This is a genomic window from Variovorax sp. 10L426, from assembly GCF_056395305.1.
The window spans coordinates 15,534-35,837 of sequence record NZ_JBFTJF010000004.1 but is presented as its reverse complement, the minus strand read 5'-3'; the positions used below and the strand labels follow the sequence as shown (position 1 = coordinate 35,837).

17 protein-coding genes, 3 tRNA genes and 1 pseudogene are annotated in these 20,304 nt (G+C 64.5%); 9 read left to right on the top strand and 12 right to left on the bottom strand.

The genetic code is table 11. The features are described 5' to 3' along the window. Window positions 1-78 precede the first annotated feature (78 nt). Window positions 79-672: a HEAT repeat domain-containing protein gene (locus tag AC1DHL_RS06750; RefSeq protein ID WP_478161486.1), complete on the bottom strand. Its 594-nt coding sequence runs from the start codon at window positions 670-672 to the stop codon at window positions 79-81. 74 nt (window positions 673-746) lie between these two features. Between AC1DHL_RS06750 and AC1DHL_RS06745 the strand changes: the two are divergent. After that, a pseudogene (locus AC1DHL_RS06745) lies at window positions 747-872 on the top strand (ATPase domain-containing protein); the annotation flags it as partial. 103 nt (window positions 873-975) lie between these two features. Here the strand turns inward: AC1DHL_RS06745 and AC1DHL_RS06740 are convergent. Beyond that, window positions 976-2,277 (bottom strand): acetyl-CoA hydrolase/transferase family protein, encoded by a 1,302-nt coding sequence (locus AC1DHL_RS06740; protein ID WP_478161484.1) that lies wholly within the window; start codon window positions 2,275-2,277, stop codon window positions 976-978. Between the two features lie 92 nt (window positions 2,278-2,369). Here AC1DHL_RS06740 and AC1DHL_RS06735 point away from each other — a divergent pair, with 92 nt between their 5' ends. Then, entirely contained in the window at window positions 2,370-2,744 is a 375-nt protein-coding gene (locus AC1DHL_RS06735) for a VOC family protein (protein ID WP_478097462.1), read from the top strand. 15 nt (window positions 2,745-2,759) lie between these two features. Here AC1DHL_RS06735 and AC1DHL_RS06730 read toward each other — a convergent pair whose 3' ends face one another. Together AC1DHL_RS06730 and AC1DHL_RS06725 are read right to left on the bottom strand one after the other, a co-directional pair. Beyond that, window positions 2,760-3,224: an EVE domain-containing protein gene (locus AC1DHL_RS06730; protein ID WP_478161482.1), complete on the bottom strand. Its 465-nt coding sequence runs from the start codon at window positions 3,222-3,224 to the stop codon at window positions 2,760-2,762. Beyond that, window positions 3,221-4,963 carry an IlvD/Edd family dehydratase gene (locus AC1DHL_RS06725; RefSeq protein ID WP_478161480.1) on the bottom strand — a complete coding sequence of 581 codons (1,743 nt, stop codon included), beginning with the start codon at window positions 4,961-4,963 and terminating at the stop codon, window positions 3,221-3,223. The genes AC1DHL_RS06730 and AC1DHL_RS06725 overlap by 4 nt, the downstream gene beginning before the upstream one ends. A gap of 153 nt (window positions 4,964-5,116) precedes the next feature. Here AC1DHL_RS06725 and AC1DHL_RS06720 point away from each other — a divergent pair, with 153 nt between their 5' ends. The 3 genes from AC1DHL_RS06720 (at window position 5,117) to AC1DHL_RS06710 (ending at window position 6,504) form a co-directional block, all read left to right on the top strand. After that, complete coding sequence (locus AC1DHL_RS06720) at window positions 5,117-5,500, top strand: hypothetical protein (RefSeq protein ID WP_478161478.1); 384 nt, start codon at window positions 5,117-5,119, stop codon at window positions 5,498-5,500. 88 nt (window positions 5,501-5,588) lie between these two features. After that, on the top strand, window positions 5,589-5,975 hold the full coding sequence (locus AC1DHL_RS06715) for a DUF3597 domain-containing protein (protein ID WP_478097470.1): 387 nt from the start codon (window positions 5,589-5,591) through the stop codon (window positions 5,973-5,975). Between the two features lie 37 nt (window positions 5,976-6,012). Then, window positions 6,013-6,504 carry a hypothetical protein gene (locus AC1DHL_RS06710; protein ID WP_478161476.1) on the top strand — a complete coding sequence of 164 codons (492 nt, stop codon included), beginning with the start codon at window positions 6,013-6,015 and terminating at the stop codon, window positions 6,502-6,504. A gap of 1 nt (window position 6,505) precedes the next feature. Here the strand turns inward: AC1DHL_RS06710 and AC1DHL_RS06705 are convergent, their stop codons facing one another. Further along, complete coding sequence (locus tag AC1DHL_RS06705; protein WP_478161474.1) at window positions 6,506-7,576, bottom strand: AraC family transcriptional regulator; 1,071 nt, start codon at window positions 7,574-7,576, stop codon at window positions 6,506-6,508. Window positions 7,577-7,718: 142 nt separating this feature from the next. Between AC1DHL_RS06705 and AC1DHL_RS06700 the strand changes: the two genes are divergently transcribed. The 3 genes from AC1DHL_RS06700 (at window position 7,719) to AC1DHL_RS06690 (ending at window position 12,897) form a co-directional block, all read left to right on the top strand. Further along, window positions 7,719-9,227, top strand: coding sequence for a coniferyl aldehyde dehydrogenase (locus AC1DHL_RS06700; RefSeq protein ID WP_478161472.1), 1,509 nt, complete (start codon window positions 7,719-7,721; stop codon window positions 9,225-9,227). After that, on the top strand, window positions 9,224-10,837 hold the full coding sequence (locus AC1DHL_RS06695) for a GMC family oxidoreductase (RefSeq protein WP_478161470.1): 1,614 nt from the start codon (window positions 9,224-9,226) through the stop codon (window positions 10,835-10,837). Before AC1DHL_RS06700 ends, AC1DHL_RS06695 begins: the two co-directional genes overlap by 4 nt. An 86-nt stretch (window positions 10,838-10,923) precedes the next feature. Beyond that, complete coding sequence (locus AC1DHL_RS06690) at window positions 10,924-12,897, top strand: alkyl/aryl-sulfatase (RefSeq protein ID WP_478161468.1); 1,974 nt, start codon at window positions 10,924-10,926, stop codon at window positions 12,895-12,897. Here the strand turns inward: AC1DHL_RS06690 and AC1DHL_RS06685 are convergent. Further along, window positions 12,894-14,540: a M30 family zinc metallopeptidase gene (locus AC1DHL_RS06685; protein ID WP_478161466.1), complete on the bottom strand. Its 1,647-nt coding sequence runs from the start codon at window positions 14,538-14,540 to the stop codon at window positions 12,894-12,896. The genes AC1DHL_RS06690 and AC1DHL_RS06685 overlap by 4 nt on opposite strands. A gap of 260 nt (window positions 14,541-14,800) precedes the next feature. Here AC1DHL_RS06685 and AC1DHL_RS06680 point away from each other — a divergent pair, with 260 nt between their 5' ends. Continuing rightward, window positions 14,801-15,565, top strand: coding sequence for a carbonic anhydrase family protein (locus tag AC1DHL_RS06680; protein WP_478161464.1), 765 nt, complete (start codon window positions 14,801-14,803; stop codon window positions 15,563-15,565). Between the two features lie 253 nt (window positions 15,566-15,818). Here AC1DHL_RS06680 and AC1DHL_RS06675 read toward each other — a convergent pair. From AC1DHL_RS06675 to purF, 6 genes are all read right to left on the bottom strand, one after another. Continuing rightward, window positions 15,819-15,895, bottom strand: a tRNA-Asp gene (locus AC1DHL_RS06675). A gap of 71 nt (window positions 15,896-15,966) precedes the next feature. Beyond that, window positions 15,967-16,042 (bottom strand) — tRNA-Glu (locus AC1DHL_RS06670). Window positions 16,043-16,072: 30 nt separating this feature from the next. Further along, window positions 16,073-16,148 (bottom strand) — tRNA-Ala (locus tag AC1DHL_RS06665). 35 nt (window positions 16,149-16,183) lie between these two features. Further along, a complete protein-coding gene (gene gltX, locus AC1DHL_RS06660; RefSeq protein WP_478161462.1) occupies window positions 16,184-17,572 on the bottom strand; it encodes a glutamate--tRNA ligase in 1,389 nt (462 codons plus the stop codon). Then, a complete protein-coding gene (locus tag AC1DHL_RS06655) occupies window positions 17,569-18,792 on the bottom strand; it encodes an O-succinylhomoserine sulfhydrylase (RefSeq protein WP_478161460.1) in 1,224 nt (407 codons plus the stop codon). Before AC1DHL_RS06655 ends, gltX begins: the two co-directional genes overlap by 4 nt. Window positions 18,793-18,798: 6 nt before the next feature. Next, on the bottom strand, window positions 18,799-20,298 hold the full coding sequence (purF, locus tag AC1DHL_RS06650) for an amidophosphoribosyltransferase (protein WP_478161458.1): 1,500 nt from the start codon (window positions 20,296-20,298) through the stop codon (window positions 18,799-18,801). Window positions 20,299-20,304 lie beyond the last annotated feature (6 nt).

Here is a 20,304-nt window from a genome sequence, read left to right as displayed (position 1 = left end):
ATGGGTCATGCACTGTAACGTGGCGACATGACGCGCCAGTGGCCCGCTTGCATGGGCCTGAGATGGGTCGGCGGGCTTCTACGGACAGTGCGCGGCAATCCACTGCCGCCACTGCATGCTGGCAGCCTGGCGCGCCGCGTCGTCCGCTCCCTTCGGGTCGTAGGCGCCGAGCGATTGCCACAAGACGCCCCAATCACCGGCCTCGGGCATGTCCGACACCAGCGTCTCCAGCACGACGAAGGCACGCTGACGCGTGACGGGATTCGGCGCATCGAGCAGCGGCACGATCGCCGGCAGTGCGTCGCGACCGCGTGCAATCAGCACATAGGTCGCGACGGTATGCGGCGGATGCAGATCGTCGGGATAGTCGTCGATGGTGCGCACGAGCGCTTCGAGAGCACGCTCGTCGCCGATGGCGGCCAACGCCTGCGCGGCGCGGGCGCGCACTCTCGGCTCTGAATCGCCGAGCGCGCCAGCCAAGGCCTCGGCGGCCGACGGATCGGCGATTTCAGCGAGGCCCCCCGCGGCTTTCTCGCGTACTTCGGCGTCAGGGCTCGCAAGCGCGCGCTGCAAGGTCGGTGTGGACGCGCGGCCAGCCACGACCAGCGCGGCGAGTGCGCTGGTGCGGTCCGTGGGATCTGCGGCATCGAGTCCGCCAAGGTCGGAACTCATGGCCTCATAGCGTGACAGCGCCGGGGCTGCGCCGATGTAGGCCGCCGCCGCATGCTGCGGCCACGTCGACCACCTTGCTGCAATTCGGAGTCCCTGGCCTCGACGATGTCCTGGGTGGCGGCCTGACGGCCAACCGCCTCTACCTGCTGGAAGGCGCGCCCGGCGCAGGCAAGACCACCGTGGCCATCCAGTTCCTTCTGGGGGCAACTCGGCCTCCGGGAGCGCATCGAGACGGCCGGCTTCGACCACCACTTGCTCAAGCCCGTCAATCTCGAACAGCTGCTGGTTTTGCTTTGAGGCGCTTCAGGCCAGCCGCATCTTCTGCGCCGCCTCCCGCAACTCGGCGCGAAAGTCCGGATGCGCGATGGCGATCAGCGCCTCCGCCCGCTGCTTCGCGCTCTTGCCGCGCAACTGCGCGACGCCGTATTCGCTCACCACATAGTTGACGTCGTTCTTGCTGGTCGTGACGTGGGTGCCCAGCGTCAAGGTCGGCACGATGCGCGAGATGGTGTTGCCCTTGGCCGTCGACGGCAGCACGATGAAGGACTTGCCGCCGTTCGAGCGATTCGCAGCACGCACGAAATCGCTCTGCCCGCCGGTCCCCGACACCGGCGAGAAGCCGAGGCTTTCGGAGCCGCACTGCCCGATCAGGTCCACCTGCATGGTGGCGTTGATGGAAATGAGGTGGTCGTTCTGCCCCGCGAGGTGCGGATCGTTGGTGACATCCACTGGATGCATCTCCAGCATCGGATTGCGATGCATGAACTGGTAGAGGCGCTTCGAGCCCAGCGCGAAGGTCGCGAACATCCGGCCCGGATGCATGTTCTTCAGCCGGTTGGTGACGGCGCCGGCTTCGACCAGCGTCAGGATGCCGTCGCCGACCATCTCCGTGTGGATGCCGAGGTCTCGCTTGTGCGTGAGCTGCATCACCACCGCGTCCGGAATGCCGCCGTAGCCGATCTGCAAGGTGGCGCCGTCCGGAACCATCTCGGCCACCTGCTTGCCGATGGCCTCCTGCACAGGGCCGATGGTCGGCAGGCCGACCGCCGGGAGATCGTCTTCGGATTCGACGAGCGCACTCACCTGCGACAGATGCACGCGGCAGGCGCCATACGAATACGGCACGTTGGGATTGACTTCGAGCACGATGGCGCGCGCCTTGGCGACCGCCGCCATCGTGTAGTCGGCGGCCAGGCCGAGCGAGAAGTAGCCCTCTTCGTCCATCGCCGAGGCCATGCTGAACACCACGTCGGCCGGCGTGAGTCCGCGCTTGATCAAGGCGGGAAGCTCCGAGAAGTTGGCCGGCACGTAGTCGCTCCAGCCCTCCTGCCCGCCCGCGCGCGACGCGGGCCCGAAGAAGTAGGCGACGTGCCGCACGTGCCGGACCGTCTCGGGATCGAAGTAGCCGTATTTCTTCAGCGGCAGGATCTGCGAAACCCGGACGTCGCGGAAATCGCGACGCTGGTTCGACAGCGCCGTCAGCAGGTGCGGCGGCTCTCCCGGCCCCGTCGGCACGACGATCGTGTCGCCGTCGTGGACCAGCCGCACCGCGTCGGCGGCGGACATCCGCTTGCTCTGGTATTTGGATTCGAAGGCGAGGGTCATGGCTTACTCCCGGTGTCGGCTTGCACGCGCGCGAAATGACGGCTCCGCGGCGCAAAATCGCGGCCGTTCGAGGACTCGAAAAGGAGCATGCAATGTTGCAGCAATCCCCCATGTTTGCCTACATCCCCGTCAAGGACGTCGCGCGAGCCAGGAAGTTCTACGAAGACAAGCTCGGCTTCAAGCCGAAGGCCGAGCTTGGCGGCGGCGTCCATTATGAGTTCGGCGGCGGCACGGGTGCCTTCCTGTATCCCACGCCGAACGCAGGTACCTCACTGGCGAGCCAGGCCTTCTGGGAAGTGCAGGACATCCGGAAGGAAGTCGCCGAACTGAAGGCGCGTGGCGTCGTGTTCGAGGACTACGACATGCCCGGCAAGGATGCAGACGGGATCGTGACGCAGGGCGGCGCCATGGCGGCGTGGTTCAAGGACACGGAAGGCAACATCATGGCGGTCATCCAGACCCTGTGAGCGGCATCGGCGGCGTCAGGCGAGCATCTTCTCGGTGATCAGCCGCCAGTGCGTCTCGTCGACCGGCGTGATCGACAGCCGGTTTCCCTTGCGCAGCACCAGCATGTCGGCGAGTTCAGGTGTCGCGCGCATCTCGGGCAATGCCAGCAGCCGCGTCTTGCGCAACGCCTGCACGTCGAGCAGCAGCCACCGCGCGGCATCGGTCTTGGAGTCGGCATCGTAATAGGGCGACGCGGGGTCGAACTGCGTCGGGTCGGGCCGGGCGTCCGACGCCACACGCGCGATGCCGACGATACCGGGCTCGGCGCAGCTCGAGTGGTAGAAGAGCACGCCGTCGCCGACATGCATCGCATCGCGCATGAATTTGCGCGCCTGGTAACCGCGCACGCCGGTCCACGGCACGGTCGCGTTCGGGGCGGCGAGTGCGTCGTCGATCGAGCAATCGTCGGGTTCGGATTTCATCAACCAGTATTGGGTCATGGGCATCCTCCTGCCTTCGGCGCGCGAAGGAAATCGAAGTCGGCTCCCTGGTCGGCCTGCGTGACCGATTGAAGGAAAAGTTTGCGATAGCCGCGATCGGCTGTCGGCGAGATGATCGGCGTTTCCTTGGCGCGGCGCGCGAGCTCTTCGTCTGTCACGAGCAGCGACAACTCCCGGTTCGCCACGCTGAGGTGGATGCGGTCGCCGCTGCGCACATGCGCGAGCGGACCGCCGATGGCGGACTCCGGCGTCACGTGCAGCACGATGGTGCCGAAGGCCGTGCCGCTCATGCGGCCGTCGGAGATGCGCACGATGTCCTTGACGCCCGCACGCGCCAACTTGCGCGGAATGGGCAGGTAGCCCGCTTCGGGCATGCCCGGTGCACCCTTGGGGCCGATGTTCTTGAGCACGAGGATGTCATCGCGCGTCACGTCGAGATCGTCGCTGTCGATGCGCCGCGCGAGGTCTTCGAGGTTCTCGAACACCACCGCCCTGCCCTCGTGCTCCATGAGCGCTGCATCGGCCGCCGACTGCTTGATGATCGCGCCGCCGGGCGCCAGGTTTCCGCGCAGCACCGCGATGCCGCCTTGCGGATAGATCGGCCGGCCGATGGGTCGCACCACATCCTGCACAAAGCCCGGCCCGGCGCGCTCGATCTCCTCGCCCAGCGTGCGGCCGGTGACGGTCAGGGCGTCGAGCCGGAGCAGCGGCTTGAGTTCGCGCAGCAGCGTTGCCATGCCTCCGGCCGCGTGAAAGTCTTCCATGTAGTGCTGGCCCGAAGGCTTCAGGTCCAGCAGCACGGGCGTCTCGCGGCCCATGCGGTCCAGCGTCTGCAGGTCGATGTCGAGCCCCACGCGGCCGGCGATGGCCGCGAGATGCACGATGCCATTGGTCGAGCCGCCGATCGCCAGCAGCACCCGCATCGCGTTTTCGAAGGCGGCTGGCGTGAGCACCTTGTCGATGGTCAGCCGGTCGCGGGCCATCTGCACCGCCTGGGCGCCCGTCTGCTCCGCAATGCGGATACGGTCGGCGGTGACGGCCGGCGGGGATGCACCACCCGGCACCGTCATGCCCAGCGCTTCGGCGATGCAGGCCATGGTGCTGGCGGTGCCCATCACCGAGCAGGTGCCCACGCTCGCCACAAGCTGGTTGTTCACCTCCACCGTTTCGGCGACGTCGATCTCGTCGGCGCGGAAGCGCGCCCAGTAGCGCCGGCAATCGGTGCAGGCGCCGACGCGCTCGCCGCGATGGCTACCGGTGAGCATCGAGCCGGTGATGAGCTGGATCGTCGGAATGCCCGCCGAGGCCGCACCCATGAGCTGCGCCGGCACTGTCTTGTCGCAGCCGCCGATGAGCACCACGGCGTCCATGGGCTGCGCGCGGAGCATCTCTTCCGTGTCCATCGACATCAGGTTGCGCAGGTACATGCTGGTCGGAGCCGCAAAGCTCTCATGGATCGAGATCGTCGGGAATGCCATCGGCAGGCCGCCGGCGAGCATCACGCCGCGCTTGACGGCCTCGATGAGTTGCGGTGCATTGCCGTGACAGGGGTTGTAGTCGCTGCCGGTGTCGGCGATGCCGATCACGGGCCTGTCGAGCGCCACGTCGGTGAAGCCCGCGCCCTTGATGAAAGCCTTGCGCAGGAACAGCGAGAAACCCTGGTCGCCATAGCTGGTCAGGCCCTTGCGCATGCCGCTGGTGTCGGCTGTGTCATCGGGTTCGAACGGAGAACTGGACATGAAAGTGCTTTCCGGGGGAATCGTGGCGTGTTGTCATCGCTTTGTACGCGATCTGCGCCATCCTGCACATCTTCGAACGCCTTGCGAGTCGTACGGGCGTCTCTTAAGCTGTGCACGATCTCGTCACGGCGGCGACACATGAAAGGCGACCGGATGCGCAGACCGAACTCGAAGATGAAGTGGATCACCGCTGCATTGCTCGGCGCACTCGCGGCCAGCCTGCACGCGCAGCCCGTGCGCTTTCGCGGCGACTTCGTCTACTTCGCGGACGCGGCGGTATTCACCGATTGCGCGAGCGGCAAGCGCTGGCCGGTCGTGATGGGCGGCGACTACCTGGCGCTGGAGCGCGCCTACATGCAATGGCGCAGCGCACCGCAAGCGCCCCTGCTCGCGAACGTCGACGGTCGGCTGGAAGTCAGGGAGCCGATGGAAGGTCCGGCACGCGAGCACATGGTGATCGACAGATTTGTCTCGGTGGAACCCGGCACCACATGCGAATCGATGGCGGTCTACATGAACATGAAGCAGCGTCAGTAACAGTTTGCACCCGTCGGCCCATCGCGAAACCGCGTCGCAGAATGGGACGGTCCTTCAATCACTCCCCATCCTTTTCGAGGAAGAACCAATGAGCATTTTCAGCAGCATCCTTGCCAAGATCATTCCGTCCGCAGTCGCCGCCCCGGCGCAGCAGCCGGCAGCACCGGCCTCTGCCGCTGCAGCGCCCACGACAGCCGCTGCAGCGCCGCCGGCCGCGATCACGCTGGTCGATGTGGAAGCATTGCTCGACGGCATGCCCGGCGCGAAGAATCTCAACTGGCGCACGTCGATCGTCGACTTGATGAAGCTGCTCGGCCTGGACAGCAGCCTCGAAACGCGCAAGCAACTCGCGCAGGAACTGAGCTATGGCGCGGACACGAGCGACAGCGCCAAGATGAACATCTGGCTGCACCGGCAGGTCATGACCAAGCTGGCCGCGAACGGCGGCAAGGTGCCGTCGGAACTCATCGCCTGACGCCATTCATTGCATTCATCGATCACGGGAGAACACCATGGGATTGCTCGATTTGCTACAGCAAGTGGTTGGCGCAAACCCGGAGGCTCACTTCGATCAGGTCGTGCAGAACGCTTCGACCGATCAACTCGGCGCAGGGCTCGCCGCCGCGATGAAGTCCGACCAGACACCGCCCTTCAGCGACACGGTCGGGAAGCTCTTCAACGTGTCGTCTTCACAGCAGCAGGCAGGCGTTCTGAACCAGATCCTTGCCACGCTGGGCCCGACCGCATTGTCGGCAGTGGCGGGCGGCGCCTTGGGGCGCGTGCTCACGCCGGGCCAGACCCAGTTGACGCCCGACCAGGCTTCGCAGCTGACGCCCGGGCAGGTCACAGAGATCGCCGCGCACGCCGAGCAGGCACATCCGGGCATCGTCGACCAGGTGAGCCAGTTCTATGCCCAGCACGCAGGGCTCATCAAGATGATCGGCGGCGCCGCCCTGGCCGTCACGCTCGCGAAGATGAAAGAGCACGCGACCCAACAACGCTAGTTCAGCGCCCGCGATCGCGAAAGTACGCGGGCGTCTGGCCGGTCCACTTCTTGAACGCCTTGCGGAAATTCGATGCGTCGGAAAAGCCGCTGCGGTCGGCGATTTCCTCGACCGACATGTCGGTGCGTTCAAGGAATTCGATCGCCACGCGCTGCCGGATGCCATCGATGATTTCCTGGTAGCTCGTGCCTGCATTGACCAATCGGCGATGCAGCGTGCGGGTCGACAGGTGCAGCCGCTCGGCCATCTGCTCGGCGCGCGGCAGGTCGCCGACGTTGTCGAGACAGGCCTGCTTGATGACCTTGACCAGCGCGTGCTCGCCCGCGAATTCCCCCAGCATCCGGCCGCAGAAGTCGGCGCACACCTCGGCCGTGATCGGGTTGGCGTTGGGCAAGGCCACACCCAGCAAGGCGGCGTCGAACTGCCATTGCATGACGCCCGTGTCGAAGGTCGCCTCGCATCGGAGGATTTCCTCGTAGCGCTGCGCGTACGGCGGCGCCGGATAGGGCAGCAGCAGGCGCCGGCCGCCGTAGTCGCGCTCGAGCACGCGGCTCGTCAACGCCCGGATCGAGCTGAACCAGAACTCGGTCGCCAGGGGCAGCAGCGGCCCCAGGTCCATCACATCCTGCGCCTCGAAGATCGCGACATCGCCTTCGACCCGGAAGCTTTTTTCCAGCACCGGACCGGCGAGCTTCACGTGCTGGATGCCGAAGGCCACTGCATCGGCCAGCGTGGCGCTGGTCAGCACCGCGTAGCCGAAGACGCCGAAATCCGAAAGGCGCTGGCGCTGCCCGGCGATGAGGCCGATGGCCGGTTCCGGGCTGAGCCGCTTGACGTTGCCGAAGAACGCGATCTTCTGGCGGTGAGAGATGCGCGCTTGCGGATCGGAGATGGCCTCCGGCGCGATGCCTGTTCCGGCAAACAAATCCTCGGTCGCGACCCCGAGTTCCGCGAGGGAGTCCGTGAGCGCCGTCAAGCCAAGCATGTTGTGCGCCGGTGCATCCAGGTCGCTCGCATAACGTGCCGCGATGCGTGGCGTTGCAGGCCGGGTGGCGAGAGCTTCTTTGGTCACGGTGATCGAGAAAGGAGGGATTGGCAGATTTTCACCCGAATGTGTCGAAGTTGAACCTGTGCGCAACCCTTGCAAAGACCTACATTCGTTGCCACACGACGCGGCAGGTTCAGGTGCAAGGCAGCGTCCAAGGAGACAACACATGAACGACACCACTGATCTGGCGCACGCGGCCGCGGCCATCGATGCAACCGAGCGCGTCCACCGCCTCTTCGCCGCGCAACGGGCCGCCTTCGCCCTGCAGCCCTGTCCCGAGGCCGGGCGGCGCCGAGACTGGCTGACCGCGCTGAAGCGACAGATCCAGCGCTACCAGGACGTCCTCGCGGAAGCCATGAGCAAGGACTTCGGCTACCGGTCGGAGGCGGAATCGAAGATGCTCGACCTGCTGGGCTCCGTGCTCGAAATCGACCATGCCGTCTCGCATGTCCGCCGGTGGATGAAGCCCAGTCGCCGTTCGACCGAACTGCTGTTCCTCGGCAACCGGGTCGAGGTGCGCTACCAGCCCAAGGGCGTCGTGGGCGTCATCGTGCCGTGGAATTTCCCGATCTATCTCGCGATAGGGCCGCTCGTCGCGGCGCTGGCCGCGGGCAATCGCGTGATGATCAAGATGCCGGAGGTCACGCCGGCCACCAATGCGGTCCTCAAGACACTGTTCGCCGAAGTCTTCTCTGAAGATCTGGTGGCTGTCGTCGGCGAAGAACTGGCCGACCCCAACGTCTTCACGTCGCAGCCCTTCGATCACATCGTGTTCACCGGCTCGCCGGCCGTCGGCCGCATCGTGATGCGCACCGCTGCGGAGAACCTCACGCCGGTCACGCTGGAGCTTGGCGGCAAGTCGCCGGCGGTGGTCACGCGCAACTACCCGATCGCCGATGCAGCCACCCGCATCACGCATGGCAAGTCGACCAACAGCGGGCAGATTTGCGTGTCGCCCGACTATGCACTGGTGCCGCGTGAACGCGTTGACGATTTCATCGCCGGCGTCAAGCGCACCTTCCGCCGCTTCTACAACGACCGCACCCACGGCAACGCGGACTACACCTCCGTGGTCAACCAGCGGCAGCTGGATCGCATGCACGGCATCCTCGACGATGCGCGAGCCAAGGGCGCGCGCATCGAGGCCTGTGCGCCCGATCCTCAAGGGGCAGGACGCCAGATGCCGCTGCATATCGTGACCGGCCTGACGCCCGACATGCGGATCCTGCAAGAGGAACTCTTCGGCCCGATCCTGCCGGTGGTGCCCTACGACACGACGGACGATGCGATCGCCTTCGTCAATGCCAGGCCGCGTCCGCTGGCGCTCTACTGCTTCACCCACGACGGTACCGAGCGCGACGAACTGCTGCGCCGCACGCATTCGGGCGGCGTCGCCGTGAACGACTGGGGATGGCAGGTGGTGAACCACGATGCGCCCTTTGGCGGCATCGGCAATTCGGGCATGGGTACGTACCACGGCGTGGAAGGCTTTCGCGAGCTGTCGCACGCGCGCACGGTCTTCCAGCGCAATCGCTTCTTCCCTATCGACCTGTTCTACCCACCCTACGGCGGCTTCGTGCAGCGGTTCGCGCTCAAGTTCTATCTGCGCAGCGCTGACCCCAAGCTCGCCACCCAACGCGCCGCCGATTCATCAACGAAGCAAATCCATTCATGAGCACTGAGGAATTCGATTACGTCGTCGTTGGGGGCGGCTCGGCCGGTTGCGTCGTCGCCTCGCGCCTGAGCGAGGATCCCGGCGTGTCGGTCTGCCTGCTGGAAGCCGGCGGCGCGGACAACAGCGTCTTCATTCATGCGCCGGCAGGCGTCGCGGCCACGCTGCCCGTGCCCTTCAAGAACTGGGCTTTCAAGACCGTCCCGCAAAAGGGCTTGAACGGCCGCCAGGGATACCAGCCGCGGGGCAAGGTGCTCGGCGGATCGAGCTCGACCAACGCGATGCTGTACGTCCGCGGGCACCGCTGGGACTACGACCATTGGGCCTCGCTCGGCAATCCGGGCTGGTCGTATGACGATGTGCTGCCCTACTTCAAGCGTGCGGAGCACAACGAGACGCACGGCGCATGCCCCTTCCACGGCACGGGTGGCCCGCTCAACGTGGCCGAGCTTCGCAGCCCCAGCGCGTTGAACCAGGCGTTCATCGCCGCGGCTGCGCTGAATGGCGTTCCGCCCGTCGCGGACTACAACGGCGCCGAGCAGTTCGGCGCCTTCATGTACCAGGTGACGCAGAAGAACGGCGAGCGATGCAGCGCCGCCAAGGGCTACATCACGCCTCATCTCTCGCGACTCAACCTCAAGGTGATGACCGGTGCGCTTTCGTCGCGCATCGTGTTCGACGGCAAGCGTGCGCGCGGCGTGGTCTGCACGGTGGACGGCGCCGAACACGCCGTGCGGGCTCGGCGCGAGGTCATCCTCAGCTCCGGGGCCTTCGGCTCACCGCAATTGCTGATGTTGTCCGGTGTCGGACCAGGTGCAGCATTGCAGCGACTGGGCATCGAGGTCCTGCACGACCTGCCCGGCGTGGGTGAGAACCTCCAGGACCATATCGACCACGTGCAGGCCTATCGCACGAACAGCAGTTCACCGACCTTCGGCGTGTCGGTGCGCGGCGGATTGAAGATCACGGGCGCCATGCTCGAATGGAAGAAGAAACGCACCGGCCTGATCACGTCCAACTTCGCGGAGTCCGGCGCGTTCATCCGCTCGTCGCCCGAGGTGAAGGTGCCCGATCTGCAGATGGTCTTCGTCGTGGCGATGGTGGACAACCACAATCGCACTCTGCATCTGGGTCACGGATACTCCTGCCACATCGAAGTCCTGCGCCCCAAGAGCCGTGGACACGTTCGCCTTGCCAGCCGCGACCCGCGCGCCGCGCCGCTGATCGACCCGAAGTTCCTGGACGACGAACGCGATCTCGAACTGCTGGTGAAAGGCGTCCAGTTGCAGATGGACATGCTCCAGAGCAGCCCCTTCGCGCCTTATCGCGGCAAGATGCTGCATCCGGTGGACCGCAATGACAAGGCGGCCATTGCAGAAGACATCCGCAACCGCGCTGACACGCAGTACCACCCCGTCGGCACCTGCAAGATGGGTGCCGACGGCGATCTGATGGCCGTGGTCGATGAGCGCCTGCGCGTGCGCGGCCTCGATGGCCTGCGAGTGGTCGACGCATCGATCATGCCGACCCTGTGCGGCGGCAACACCAACGCGCCGACGATCATGATCGGCGAGAAGGCGGCGGACATGATCCGCGCCGACGCGCGCGCCTGACGCGGCACGGCCGGCACCGCCCGGTGCCGGCCCTTTTCCATTCGAACAACAACTTGGCAGCGCCATGCTGGCGCATCACATCACCCATGAAGACAAGCACACGCGGCGCGCTCGCCGCACTCATCGCATCGACCCTCGCGACGACGCCCGGCGCCTTCGCGCAAACGACCACGGCACCGAAGCCCGCGACACCCGCGACCGAACGCGCCAACCAGGCCGTCGCGCGCACGATGTCTTTCAACGACAAGCGGGACTTCGAGGACGCGACGCGCGGCCTGATTGCGACCATGCCCGATCCGCTGGTGAAGACGCCCGAAGGCAAGCTCGTTTGGGACGCCAACCGCTTCGACTTCATCGAGGGCGATTCGCCCGCCACGGTCAACCCCAGCCTCTGGCGGCAAGAAAAGCTCAACAACGCCCGCGGCCTCTTCAAGGTGACGGACGGCATCTACCAGATCCGCGGCTACGACATCGCGAACATGACGCTCGTGGAGGGCAAGACCGGCTGGATCGTGATCGACACGCTGCTCACCGCGGAGATCTCGCGCGCGACGCTTGCCTTCGCGATGGAAAAGCTCGGCAGCAAGAAGCCGGTGGTCGCGGTGATCTACACCCACAGCCATGCCGACCACTTCGGCGGCGTGCGCGGCGTGATCAACGAGGCCGACGTACAGGCCGGCAAGGTGAAGGTAATCGCACCCGAAGGCTTCATGGACAACGCCGTGGCGGAGAACGTGCTCGCCGGTACGGCGATGACGCGCCGTGCGGTTTACCAGTTCGGCGCGGGTCTCGATTCGAACGAGAAGCAAGGCGTCGGCACCGGACTGGGCAAGGCGCTGAGCAGCGGCACCACGGGCCTGATTCCGCCGACCGATCTCATCAGCAAGACCGGCCAGGAGATGACGGTGGACGGCGTGCGCATCGTGTTCCAGATGGCGCAGGGCTCCGAGGCGCCTTCGGAGATGATGTTCTACTTCCCTGACAAGAAGGCGCTCTGCCTCTCGGAAGTGTTGACGAAGCACATGCACAACGTCTACACGATCCGCGGCGCCAAGATGCGCGATGCGCTGGCCTGGAGCAAGTACGCCAACGAAACGATCGACATGTACCCTGACGTGCAAGTCGCATTCGCGAGCCATCACTGGCCGACCTGGGGCGGCGACAACATCCGCCAGTACATGGCGAACCAGCGCGACACCTATCGCTTCATCCACGACCAGGCCTTGAACCTCGCCAACAAGGGCCAGGTGATGGACGAGATCGGCGATGCCGAATTCTTCCCCAAGGCGCTCGCTGCAGACGCAAGTTCGCGCGGCTACTACGGCACGATCAGCCACAACCTGCGGGCGGTCTACAACTTCTATCTCGGCTACTACGACGGCAATCCGGCGAACCTGCACAAGCTGCCGCCGACCGAGACAGCCAAGCGCTACGTCGCGGCCATGGGCGGCGAAGACGCGGTGCTCGCCACGGCGCGCAAGGCCTTCGATGCCGGCGACTACCGCTGGGTGGCGGAACTGGTGAACCATGTCGTGTTCTCGAATCCGTCCAACACCGCGGCGCGCGCGCTGCAGGCGGACGCGCTCGAACAGCTGGGCTACCAGTCGGAGGCCGGGACGTGGCGCAATTCCTATCTGGTCGGCGCGAAGGAACTGCGCGAAGGCGTTCTCAAGCCGCCGACGTCGGCCCAGGGTCCCGATGTCGTGCGCGGCATGAACAATGAACTGCTGTTCGACTACATCGCGCTGCGCCTGAACCACGAGAAGGTCGACGGCATGAAGGCGAACATCAACATGGTGTTCACCGATCTGAACGAGACGTGGGCGCTGGAGCTCTCGAACTCCGTGCTCAACAACACCAAGGGCCGCGTGCTGAAGAACCCCGACGCCACGCTCACGCTGACGCGCCCGGCTTTCCTCGCGATGCTGCTGCAAGGCAAGAAGCTGCCCGAGATGGTCCAGGCCGGTGCGGTGAAGGTGAGCGGTGACCCCAAGGCACTGGCCACCGTTTTCGCGAACGTCGAGACCTTCGATCCCTACTTCAATATCGTCACGCCCTAATTGACAACCACCGACAGCGTGCTGCCCGGCGGTACCCGAACGACTTCGCTGTAGGTGCCCGCGATGTTCGGTCGAATCACCGGGAAGCTGGCCAGCGCCTGGAGGAACTGCGGCGCCGCTTGCGGCAGCTTGCGGTTGGCGCGGCCGAGACTGGCCGGATCGATGGCGGGCAAGCTGAAGACATCCTCGTTGCGCGCCGGCATGCTGTATTCGGCAATGCCTGCGCCCAAGGGAATCAGCCCCGCCGACGCTGCGGTGAAGCGACGCAGTTCCTGTCCGATGCTCGAATCCGGCCGGCGCGCCTTGATCGCCTTGTCAAGGATGTCGGCCGATTTTGTCTTGGCTGGACCGTTCAGGAGCGCCTTGTAGAAATCGAGCCCGAACTGGCGATTCAGGAAGCCGCCGAACGAGCCGGTCACCGCGTAGCTCTCGCAAGTCGCACCCATCGGCGTCCATTCGGTCAGCCCGCAGTTGTAGCTGCCGGCGCCGTTGTAGCTGAGGTAGTACGGGTAGCGCGAATCGCGGATCGCGTTGTGCGTGGGGTCGATGTTGAAGCTCGCCCAGTCCTCCATCATCAATGCGGACATTTCCTCCAACCAGGTGTCGAAGGTGGAGTCCGAGCCCATCTTGACGCCGCGGCGATAGAAGTTCTGCATGTGCATGCCTTCGTGCGCCATCACGGTTGCGATCTGCTTGAAGCCGGTCTCGCCGTCGAGATAGAGCGACTCCGAATCCAGGTACAGGCTCAACGACTCATTGCTGTAGGCCAGATCACCGCTGCCCTTCTTGAAGTTGTTCAGGCCCCAGAAGTAGCCGACGAGGCCGTAGGGCTCATGGTCGTGATCGAAGTTGACGATGAAGATGTCGACCGGCTGGCCGCTGCCCGGTACCAGTTGCGTCATGCCATGGTCGCCCCAGAGCGGCCCGCCGACGCGAACCAGCATGTCGTAGATGCCGCCCTGGGCGGCGAATTTGTCCAGCATGCGGGTCACCAGTGCATCGGAGACGGCTGACGGTGAAAGCTCTCCGGCCTCGACCCACAGGTTCACCGCCGTGCCATCGCCGGTCACACGTTGAGCTGCGAGCTTGACGGTCCGCTGCGTGTGGTCGTAGAGATAGATGTCGCGCTTGTCGTTGAGCACGTACGCGGCGAGCGGCGCCATCGACTTCATGAGGCCCGGCTGATCCTTGGCCTGAGGGTCCAGCAGTTTCGCGAAACCGGAGCGGTTGAATTCGTCGATGGCACTGCGATAGTCGCCGATGTCATCGTGCGGCTGGAACGTCGCCTTGTTGGCCGTCGTCGCCAACTCGCTGGCGCGCACGCTCAATCCGGGAAGCGCCTCGGCCGAATCGCCTTCGTTGGTCAACACCAGCGTCACGGTCTGGCCGTTGAGGCCCGCGATCGAGAGCGGAACATCCATCGGGATCTGCGACGCATTGACGCCTTGCCAGATGCCCGTGCCCGTGCCTGCATAGGTGCTGTCGTCGAGCGCGCCGCACGAATTGCAGGACGCCTTGACTGCGTTGCTTCCCGTTGCCTCTCCGGGCGGCTTCGAGACAGTCGGGGGTGGAGCAGTCTGCGCACCCGCATAGCTGCCGCCTCCTCCGCCACCACCGCCTCCGCCGCAGGCTGACAAGGACATTGCCAACGCCAGCACCGCTGTCGTTCCACACACTTGTTCGAATCGCGAGTTGCTGCGCATCACTTTCTTTCCTCCGGGTTGCAACCGGATATCGGCAGCGGCAGGAAGAAGTTGAGGGCTCGCGGCCCAGTTCTTTACTCGCGTCAAGCACATCGAACGAGCCCCTCCGAAGTGGCAGCCGCCCATCAAAGTGCCTAGCATCTGCCGCAGGCTTGCGGCCATGCGTCTGCGCTCGAGCCCAGTTCTTGAAAGGATCTCCAATGAAACTGATCACCAGTTGCTGTGCATCGGACAGCCAAGGCCCCGCGAACGGCGATCGACGGGCGTGGTTGAAGAAGACGGCCGCGGGCGGCGGCGCCGCCGTCCTGATGGCCAGCATCGGACTGCGAACGGACGACGCCGAAGCCGCCTCGCTGACCCAGGCCCAACGCGACGCCATGAGCCCGGACAAGGTCTTCGAGATGATGAAGAAAGGGAACCAGCGCTTCCGATCCGGAAAGATGCAGACGCACGACTACCTCGCGCAGAAGCGCTCGAGCGCGTCGGGGCAATACCCGGCGGCTGTCATCCTGAGTTGCATCGACTCGCGCGCACCCGCCGAGATCATTCTCGACATGGGCATCGGCGACAGCTTCAATGCACGCGTCGCCGGAAACATCGCCAACAAGGACCTGATCGGCAGCCTTGAGTTCGCTTGCGCAGCCGCGGGTGCCAAGGTCGTGCTTGTCATGGGACATACCGCTTGCGGAGCCATCAAAGGCGCTATCGACGGCGTTCAGCTCGGAAGCCTGACCGGGCTGCTCGACGTCATCAAGCCTGCAGTCGCGGCGACGTCCTACACGGGCGACCGATCCAGCAAGAACCCCGAGTTCGTGGATGCAGTGGCGCGCACGAACGTGCAGCAGACGATCGACGCAGTGCGCAGCGGCAGCCCTATCCTGACCGACCTCGAGAAGAAGGGGCAGATCAAGATCGTCGGGTCGATGTACAACCTTTCGAACGGTGTCGTGACGTTTATGGTGTGACCGAATCAGTGTCGGAGGAATCAAGCCGTTGCAGGTTAATAACTTGCAACGGCTTTTCTACGCGCGGCACGTTGGAACGGCAGTGCTGCGTGCCTGCATTGAGCGCGACGGGTCAGTCGTTGAAGACCAGAACGCCAAGCATAGGCAGCAGATATCGTGCCGACCGGGCCTTTGGAGTAACAGCGTGCAGGGTAGTAGTCAGAATGAAAAAAGCCGTTGCAAGTCAGTGACTTGCAACGGCTTTTCTGCTTTCTGGCGGAGTGGACGGGACTCGAACCCGCGACCCCCGGCGTGACAGGCCGGTATTCTAACCAACTGAACTACCACTCCTGGTAGGCAACGTTCACTCCGACTGGAGCCAAGTGTTGCCACTTGTGCCTTCTTCACCTGATGGTGAAAACTGGCGACCCTACGGGGATTCGAACCCCGGTACTCACCGTGAAAGGGTGATGTCCTAGGCCTCTAGACGATAGGGTCAAAACCTGGACTATTTTCTCGACGCCCTGTTGGTGGAGGTAAGCGGGATCGAACCGCTGACCTCTTGCATGCCATGCAAGCGCTCTCCCAGCTGAGCTATACCCCCTTGTGGGTGTCGAGCCTCAAATTATATACAGGTTTTTAGGCCTTCTTTAATCTCTCAATCACTTTCTCGCGAGAAAAAAGAGAGAGCACTGCGTCGAGTGATGGCGTCTGCGGCGTTCCCATCACAAGAACGCGCACCGGCATTGCGAGCGCAGGCATCTTGAGGCCATGTGCGGCCAGCACTTCCTTGATGGCGGACGCAATCGCAGCCTTGTCCCACGCGACGTTCGCGAGCTTGTCTGCCAACGCCGCAATTGCGGGTCGCACGGCATCGGTGACGTGCTGCGCGCGATCGGCTTCGCTTACAACGATGTCCGCATAGAAGGCCGCAGCCCAGTCTGCTAGCGCCACCGTGGTTTCGCAACGATCTTTGAAGAGTCCGCAGATCGCGGGAAGTCGCTCGTCGATAGCGATGCCCCGCTTTTGCAATTGCGCAGCGACCAGCGGAGCCAGTGCCTCATCGGCCATTGCCTTGAGGTGCTGCGCATTGACCCAGCGCAGCTTGGTCTCGTCGAACTGCGCAGCGCTGCGGCCCAGGTGGTCGAGGTTGAACCACTCGATGAATTGCCCACGCGAGAAGATCTCGTCGTCGCCATGACTCCAGCCGAGGCGCGCAAGGTAATTCACCATCGCGTCGGGCAAGAAGCCCTCATCGCGGAATTGCGTGACTGGTTTTGCGCCGTTGCGCTTGCTCATCTTCTCGCCCTGCTCGTTCAGAACGGTAGGCAGATGCGCGTACACCGGCGGCTCCTTGCCGAGCGCGCGGAAGATATTGATCTGGCGCGGCGTGTTGTTCACGTGGTCGTCGCCGCGGATCACGTGCGTGATGGTCATGTCGATGTCATCGACCACGACGCAGAAGTTGTAGGTCGGCGTTCCGTCAGGGCGCGCGATCACGAGGTCGTCGAGTTCGTCATTGCCGATTTCGATGCGGCCTTTGACTTTGTCGTCCCACGCAACTACACCGCCCTGCGGATTGCGAAACCGCAGCACAGGCTGTACGCCTTCAGGCACAGATGGCAGGGTCTTGCCGGGCTCGGGACGCCAAGTGCCGTCATAGCGCGGCTTTTCCTTGGCGGCCATCTGCTTCTCGCGCAGGGCGTCGAGTTCTGCCACGCTCATGTAGCAGGGGTACACCAGGCCAGCGGCCTGCATCTCGGCTAGCACGGACTTGTAGCGGTCCATGCGCTGCATCTGGTAGTACGGGCCTTCATCGTGGTCGAGGCCCAGCCACTGCATGCTTTCAAGGATGACGTCGACGGCTGCCTGTGTCGAACGCTCGACGTCGGTGTCTTCGATCCGAAGAATGAAGTCGCCGCCGGTCGAGCGTGCAAAGGCCCACGGATAGAGCGCCGAACGGATGTTGCCGAGGTGAATGAATCCGGTCGGGGAAGGTGCGAAGCGGGTGCGTGTCTTTTGCGTCATGCGAGAGTGCCCAGGCCGCCGAGACCTCGTAGGAGGTCGGCCTTGATGTCTTCAATGTGATCGAGCCCGACCGCGACGCGGATCAGGCCCTGGCTGATGCCTGCCGCCTGCCGCTGCGCTTCACTGAGGCGCCCGTGCGAGGTGGTGGCCGGATGAGTGATGGTGGTCTTGGTGTCGCCGAGGTTGGCCGTGATGCTCAGCACGCGCGTGCTGTCGATGACCTGGAACGCATTGGCTCGTGCCGTCTCGGGGCTGTCGCCGCTCACGTCGAACGACACGACCGCACCGCCCTGCCCCGACTGCTGTCGCATCGCCAGTTCATGCTGCGGATGCGACGGCAAGCCTGGGTAGTAGACGCGCGCGACACCGGGTTGCGTTTCGAGCCACTGCGCGAGCGCCAACGCGCCTGCGCAATGTGCCTGCATGCGGATGCCGAGCGTTTCGAGCCCCTTGAGGACAACCCAGGCGTTGAATGGCGACAACGCCATACCGGCGGTCCGCACGACCGGCCCGAACACTTCGTTGATCAGCTTCGCGGAACCGCAGATCGCGCCGGCGAGCACGCGGCCCTGCCCTTCGAGGTATTTGGTACCCGAATGAATGACGAGGTCCGCGCCGAGTTCGGTCGGCCGCTGCAATGCGGGCGAACAGAAGCAGTTGTCCACCACGAGCAACGCGCCTGCATCGTGCGCAATGTCCGCCAGCGCGCGGATATCGCACACGTCGGTCAGTGGATTCGTCGGCGTTTCGGCGAACAGCAGCTTGGTCGTCGAGCGAATGGCTGATTTCCACTCGGCGACATCCGTCTGCGAAACAAAAGTGGTTTCAACGCCGAACTTGCCGAACTCGCGGCCAATGAGGTTGAGTGTCGAGCCGAACACCGAGCGTGAGCACACGACGTGGTCGCCCGCCTTGAGCAACCCCATGCACATCATGAGGATGGCGGCCATCCCGCTGGACGCGCCGATGGCAGCCTCGGTGCCTTCGAGCGCCGCCAGCCGTCGCTCGAAGCTGGCCACCGTCGGATTGGACGTGCGCGTGTACGTAAAGCCTTCTTCGGTGCCGGCGAACCGACGCGCCGAAGTCTCGGCGTCGGGCTGCACGAAGCTGCTCGTCAGAAAGAGTGCTTCGGAATTCTCGCCATACTGGCTTCGCTCCAGCGCGGTGCGCACCGCGAGCGTGTCGCGGTGAAGTCCGGGTGGCAGGGGTTGGTCGGCCACGTTGTTTCAGCTCAGATTGGGCAGCGCGAGACGCGAGGAATCCTCTTCGGTCTCTTCGACGCGGGGACGATTTCCGTTCATTCGCGAGATGGCTTCCGTGTCGATGTCGCCCGTCACATAGACGCCGTCGAAGCAAGATGCATCGAACCCGTCGAGCTTGGGATTCAGCGAACCGATGGCGCGCTTCATTGCATCGACATCCTGGTAGATCAGCGCATCGCAGCCGATCAGTTCGCGGATCTGTTCGACGGTGCGGTCGTGCGCCACCAACTCATCCTTGGTGGGCATGTCGATGCCGTAGACGTTGGGGTAGCGTACCGGCGGCGCAGCGCTCGCGAGATACACCTTGCGTGCACCGGCATCGCGCGCCATCTGCACGATCTCACGGCTGGTGGTGCCGCGAACGATGGAGTCGTCGACCAGCAGCACGTTACGGCCCTTGAACTCGCTGCCGATCACATTCAGCTTCTGGCGCACTGACTTCTTGCGCACGCCCTGGCCCGGCATGATGAAGGTGCGACCCACATAGCGGTTCTTCACGAAGCCTTCGCGGTACGGAACGCCGAGCAGGTGAGCAAGCTGTGTGGCGCTCGGTCGACTCGATTCGGGGATTGGAATGATGACGTCGATCTCGCTGGGCGGCACGGTCGAGACCACGCGCTTGGCCAGCGTCTCGCCGAGGTTCAAACGGGCCTGATAGACGGAGATGCCGTCGAGCACGGAATCCGGCCGCGCGAGATAGACAAACTCGAAGATGCACGGCTTGAGCGTCGGGGAATCGGCGCATTGCTCTGCATGCACCTGCCCCTGGAGATCGACGAACACCGCCTCGCCCGGCCCGATGTTGCGTTCGAACACATGGCCCGAGCCTTCGAGCGCGACCGATTCGCTGGCGACCATCACGGTGCCGTCGGCGCCGCGGCCGATGGCAAGCGGGCGGATGCCGTAGGGATCGCGGAACGCGAGCAGGCCATGGCCCGCGATCAGCGCCACCACAGCGTACGAGCCGCGCAGTCGCCTGTGCACGTTGCGCACCGCATCGAACAGCGTTGCCGACTTGAGCGCGCCGCCACGCGTCGCGCGATCGATCTCGTGCGCCAGCACGTTGAGCAACACTTCGGAATCGCTCTCGGTGTTGGTGTGGCGGTGGTCGGTGGAGAACAGTTCGGCCCGCAGCGCATGCGCATTGGTCAGGTTGCCGTTGTGTACCAGCACGATGCCGAAAGGCGCGTTCACGTAGAAGGGCTGGGCCTCTTCCTCGCTGTAGGCATTGCCTGCGGTGGGATAACGTACCTGGCCCAGTCCGACATCACCGGGCAGCGCGCGCATGTTGCGCGTACGGAACACGTCGCGCACCATGCCCTTGGCCTTGTGCATGAAGAACTTGCGCTCCAGCAACGTCACGATACCGGCCGCATCCTGGCCGCGGTGCTGCAAGAGCAGCAGCGCGTCGTAGAGCAGTTGATTGACGGGGGCGCTACTGACAACGCCGACGATTCCACACATGAAGCA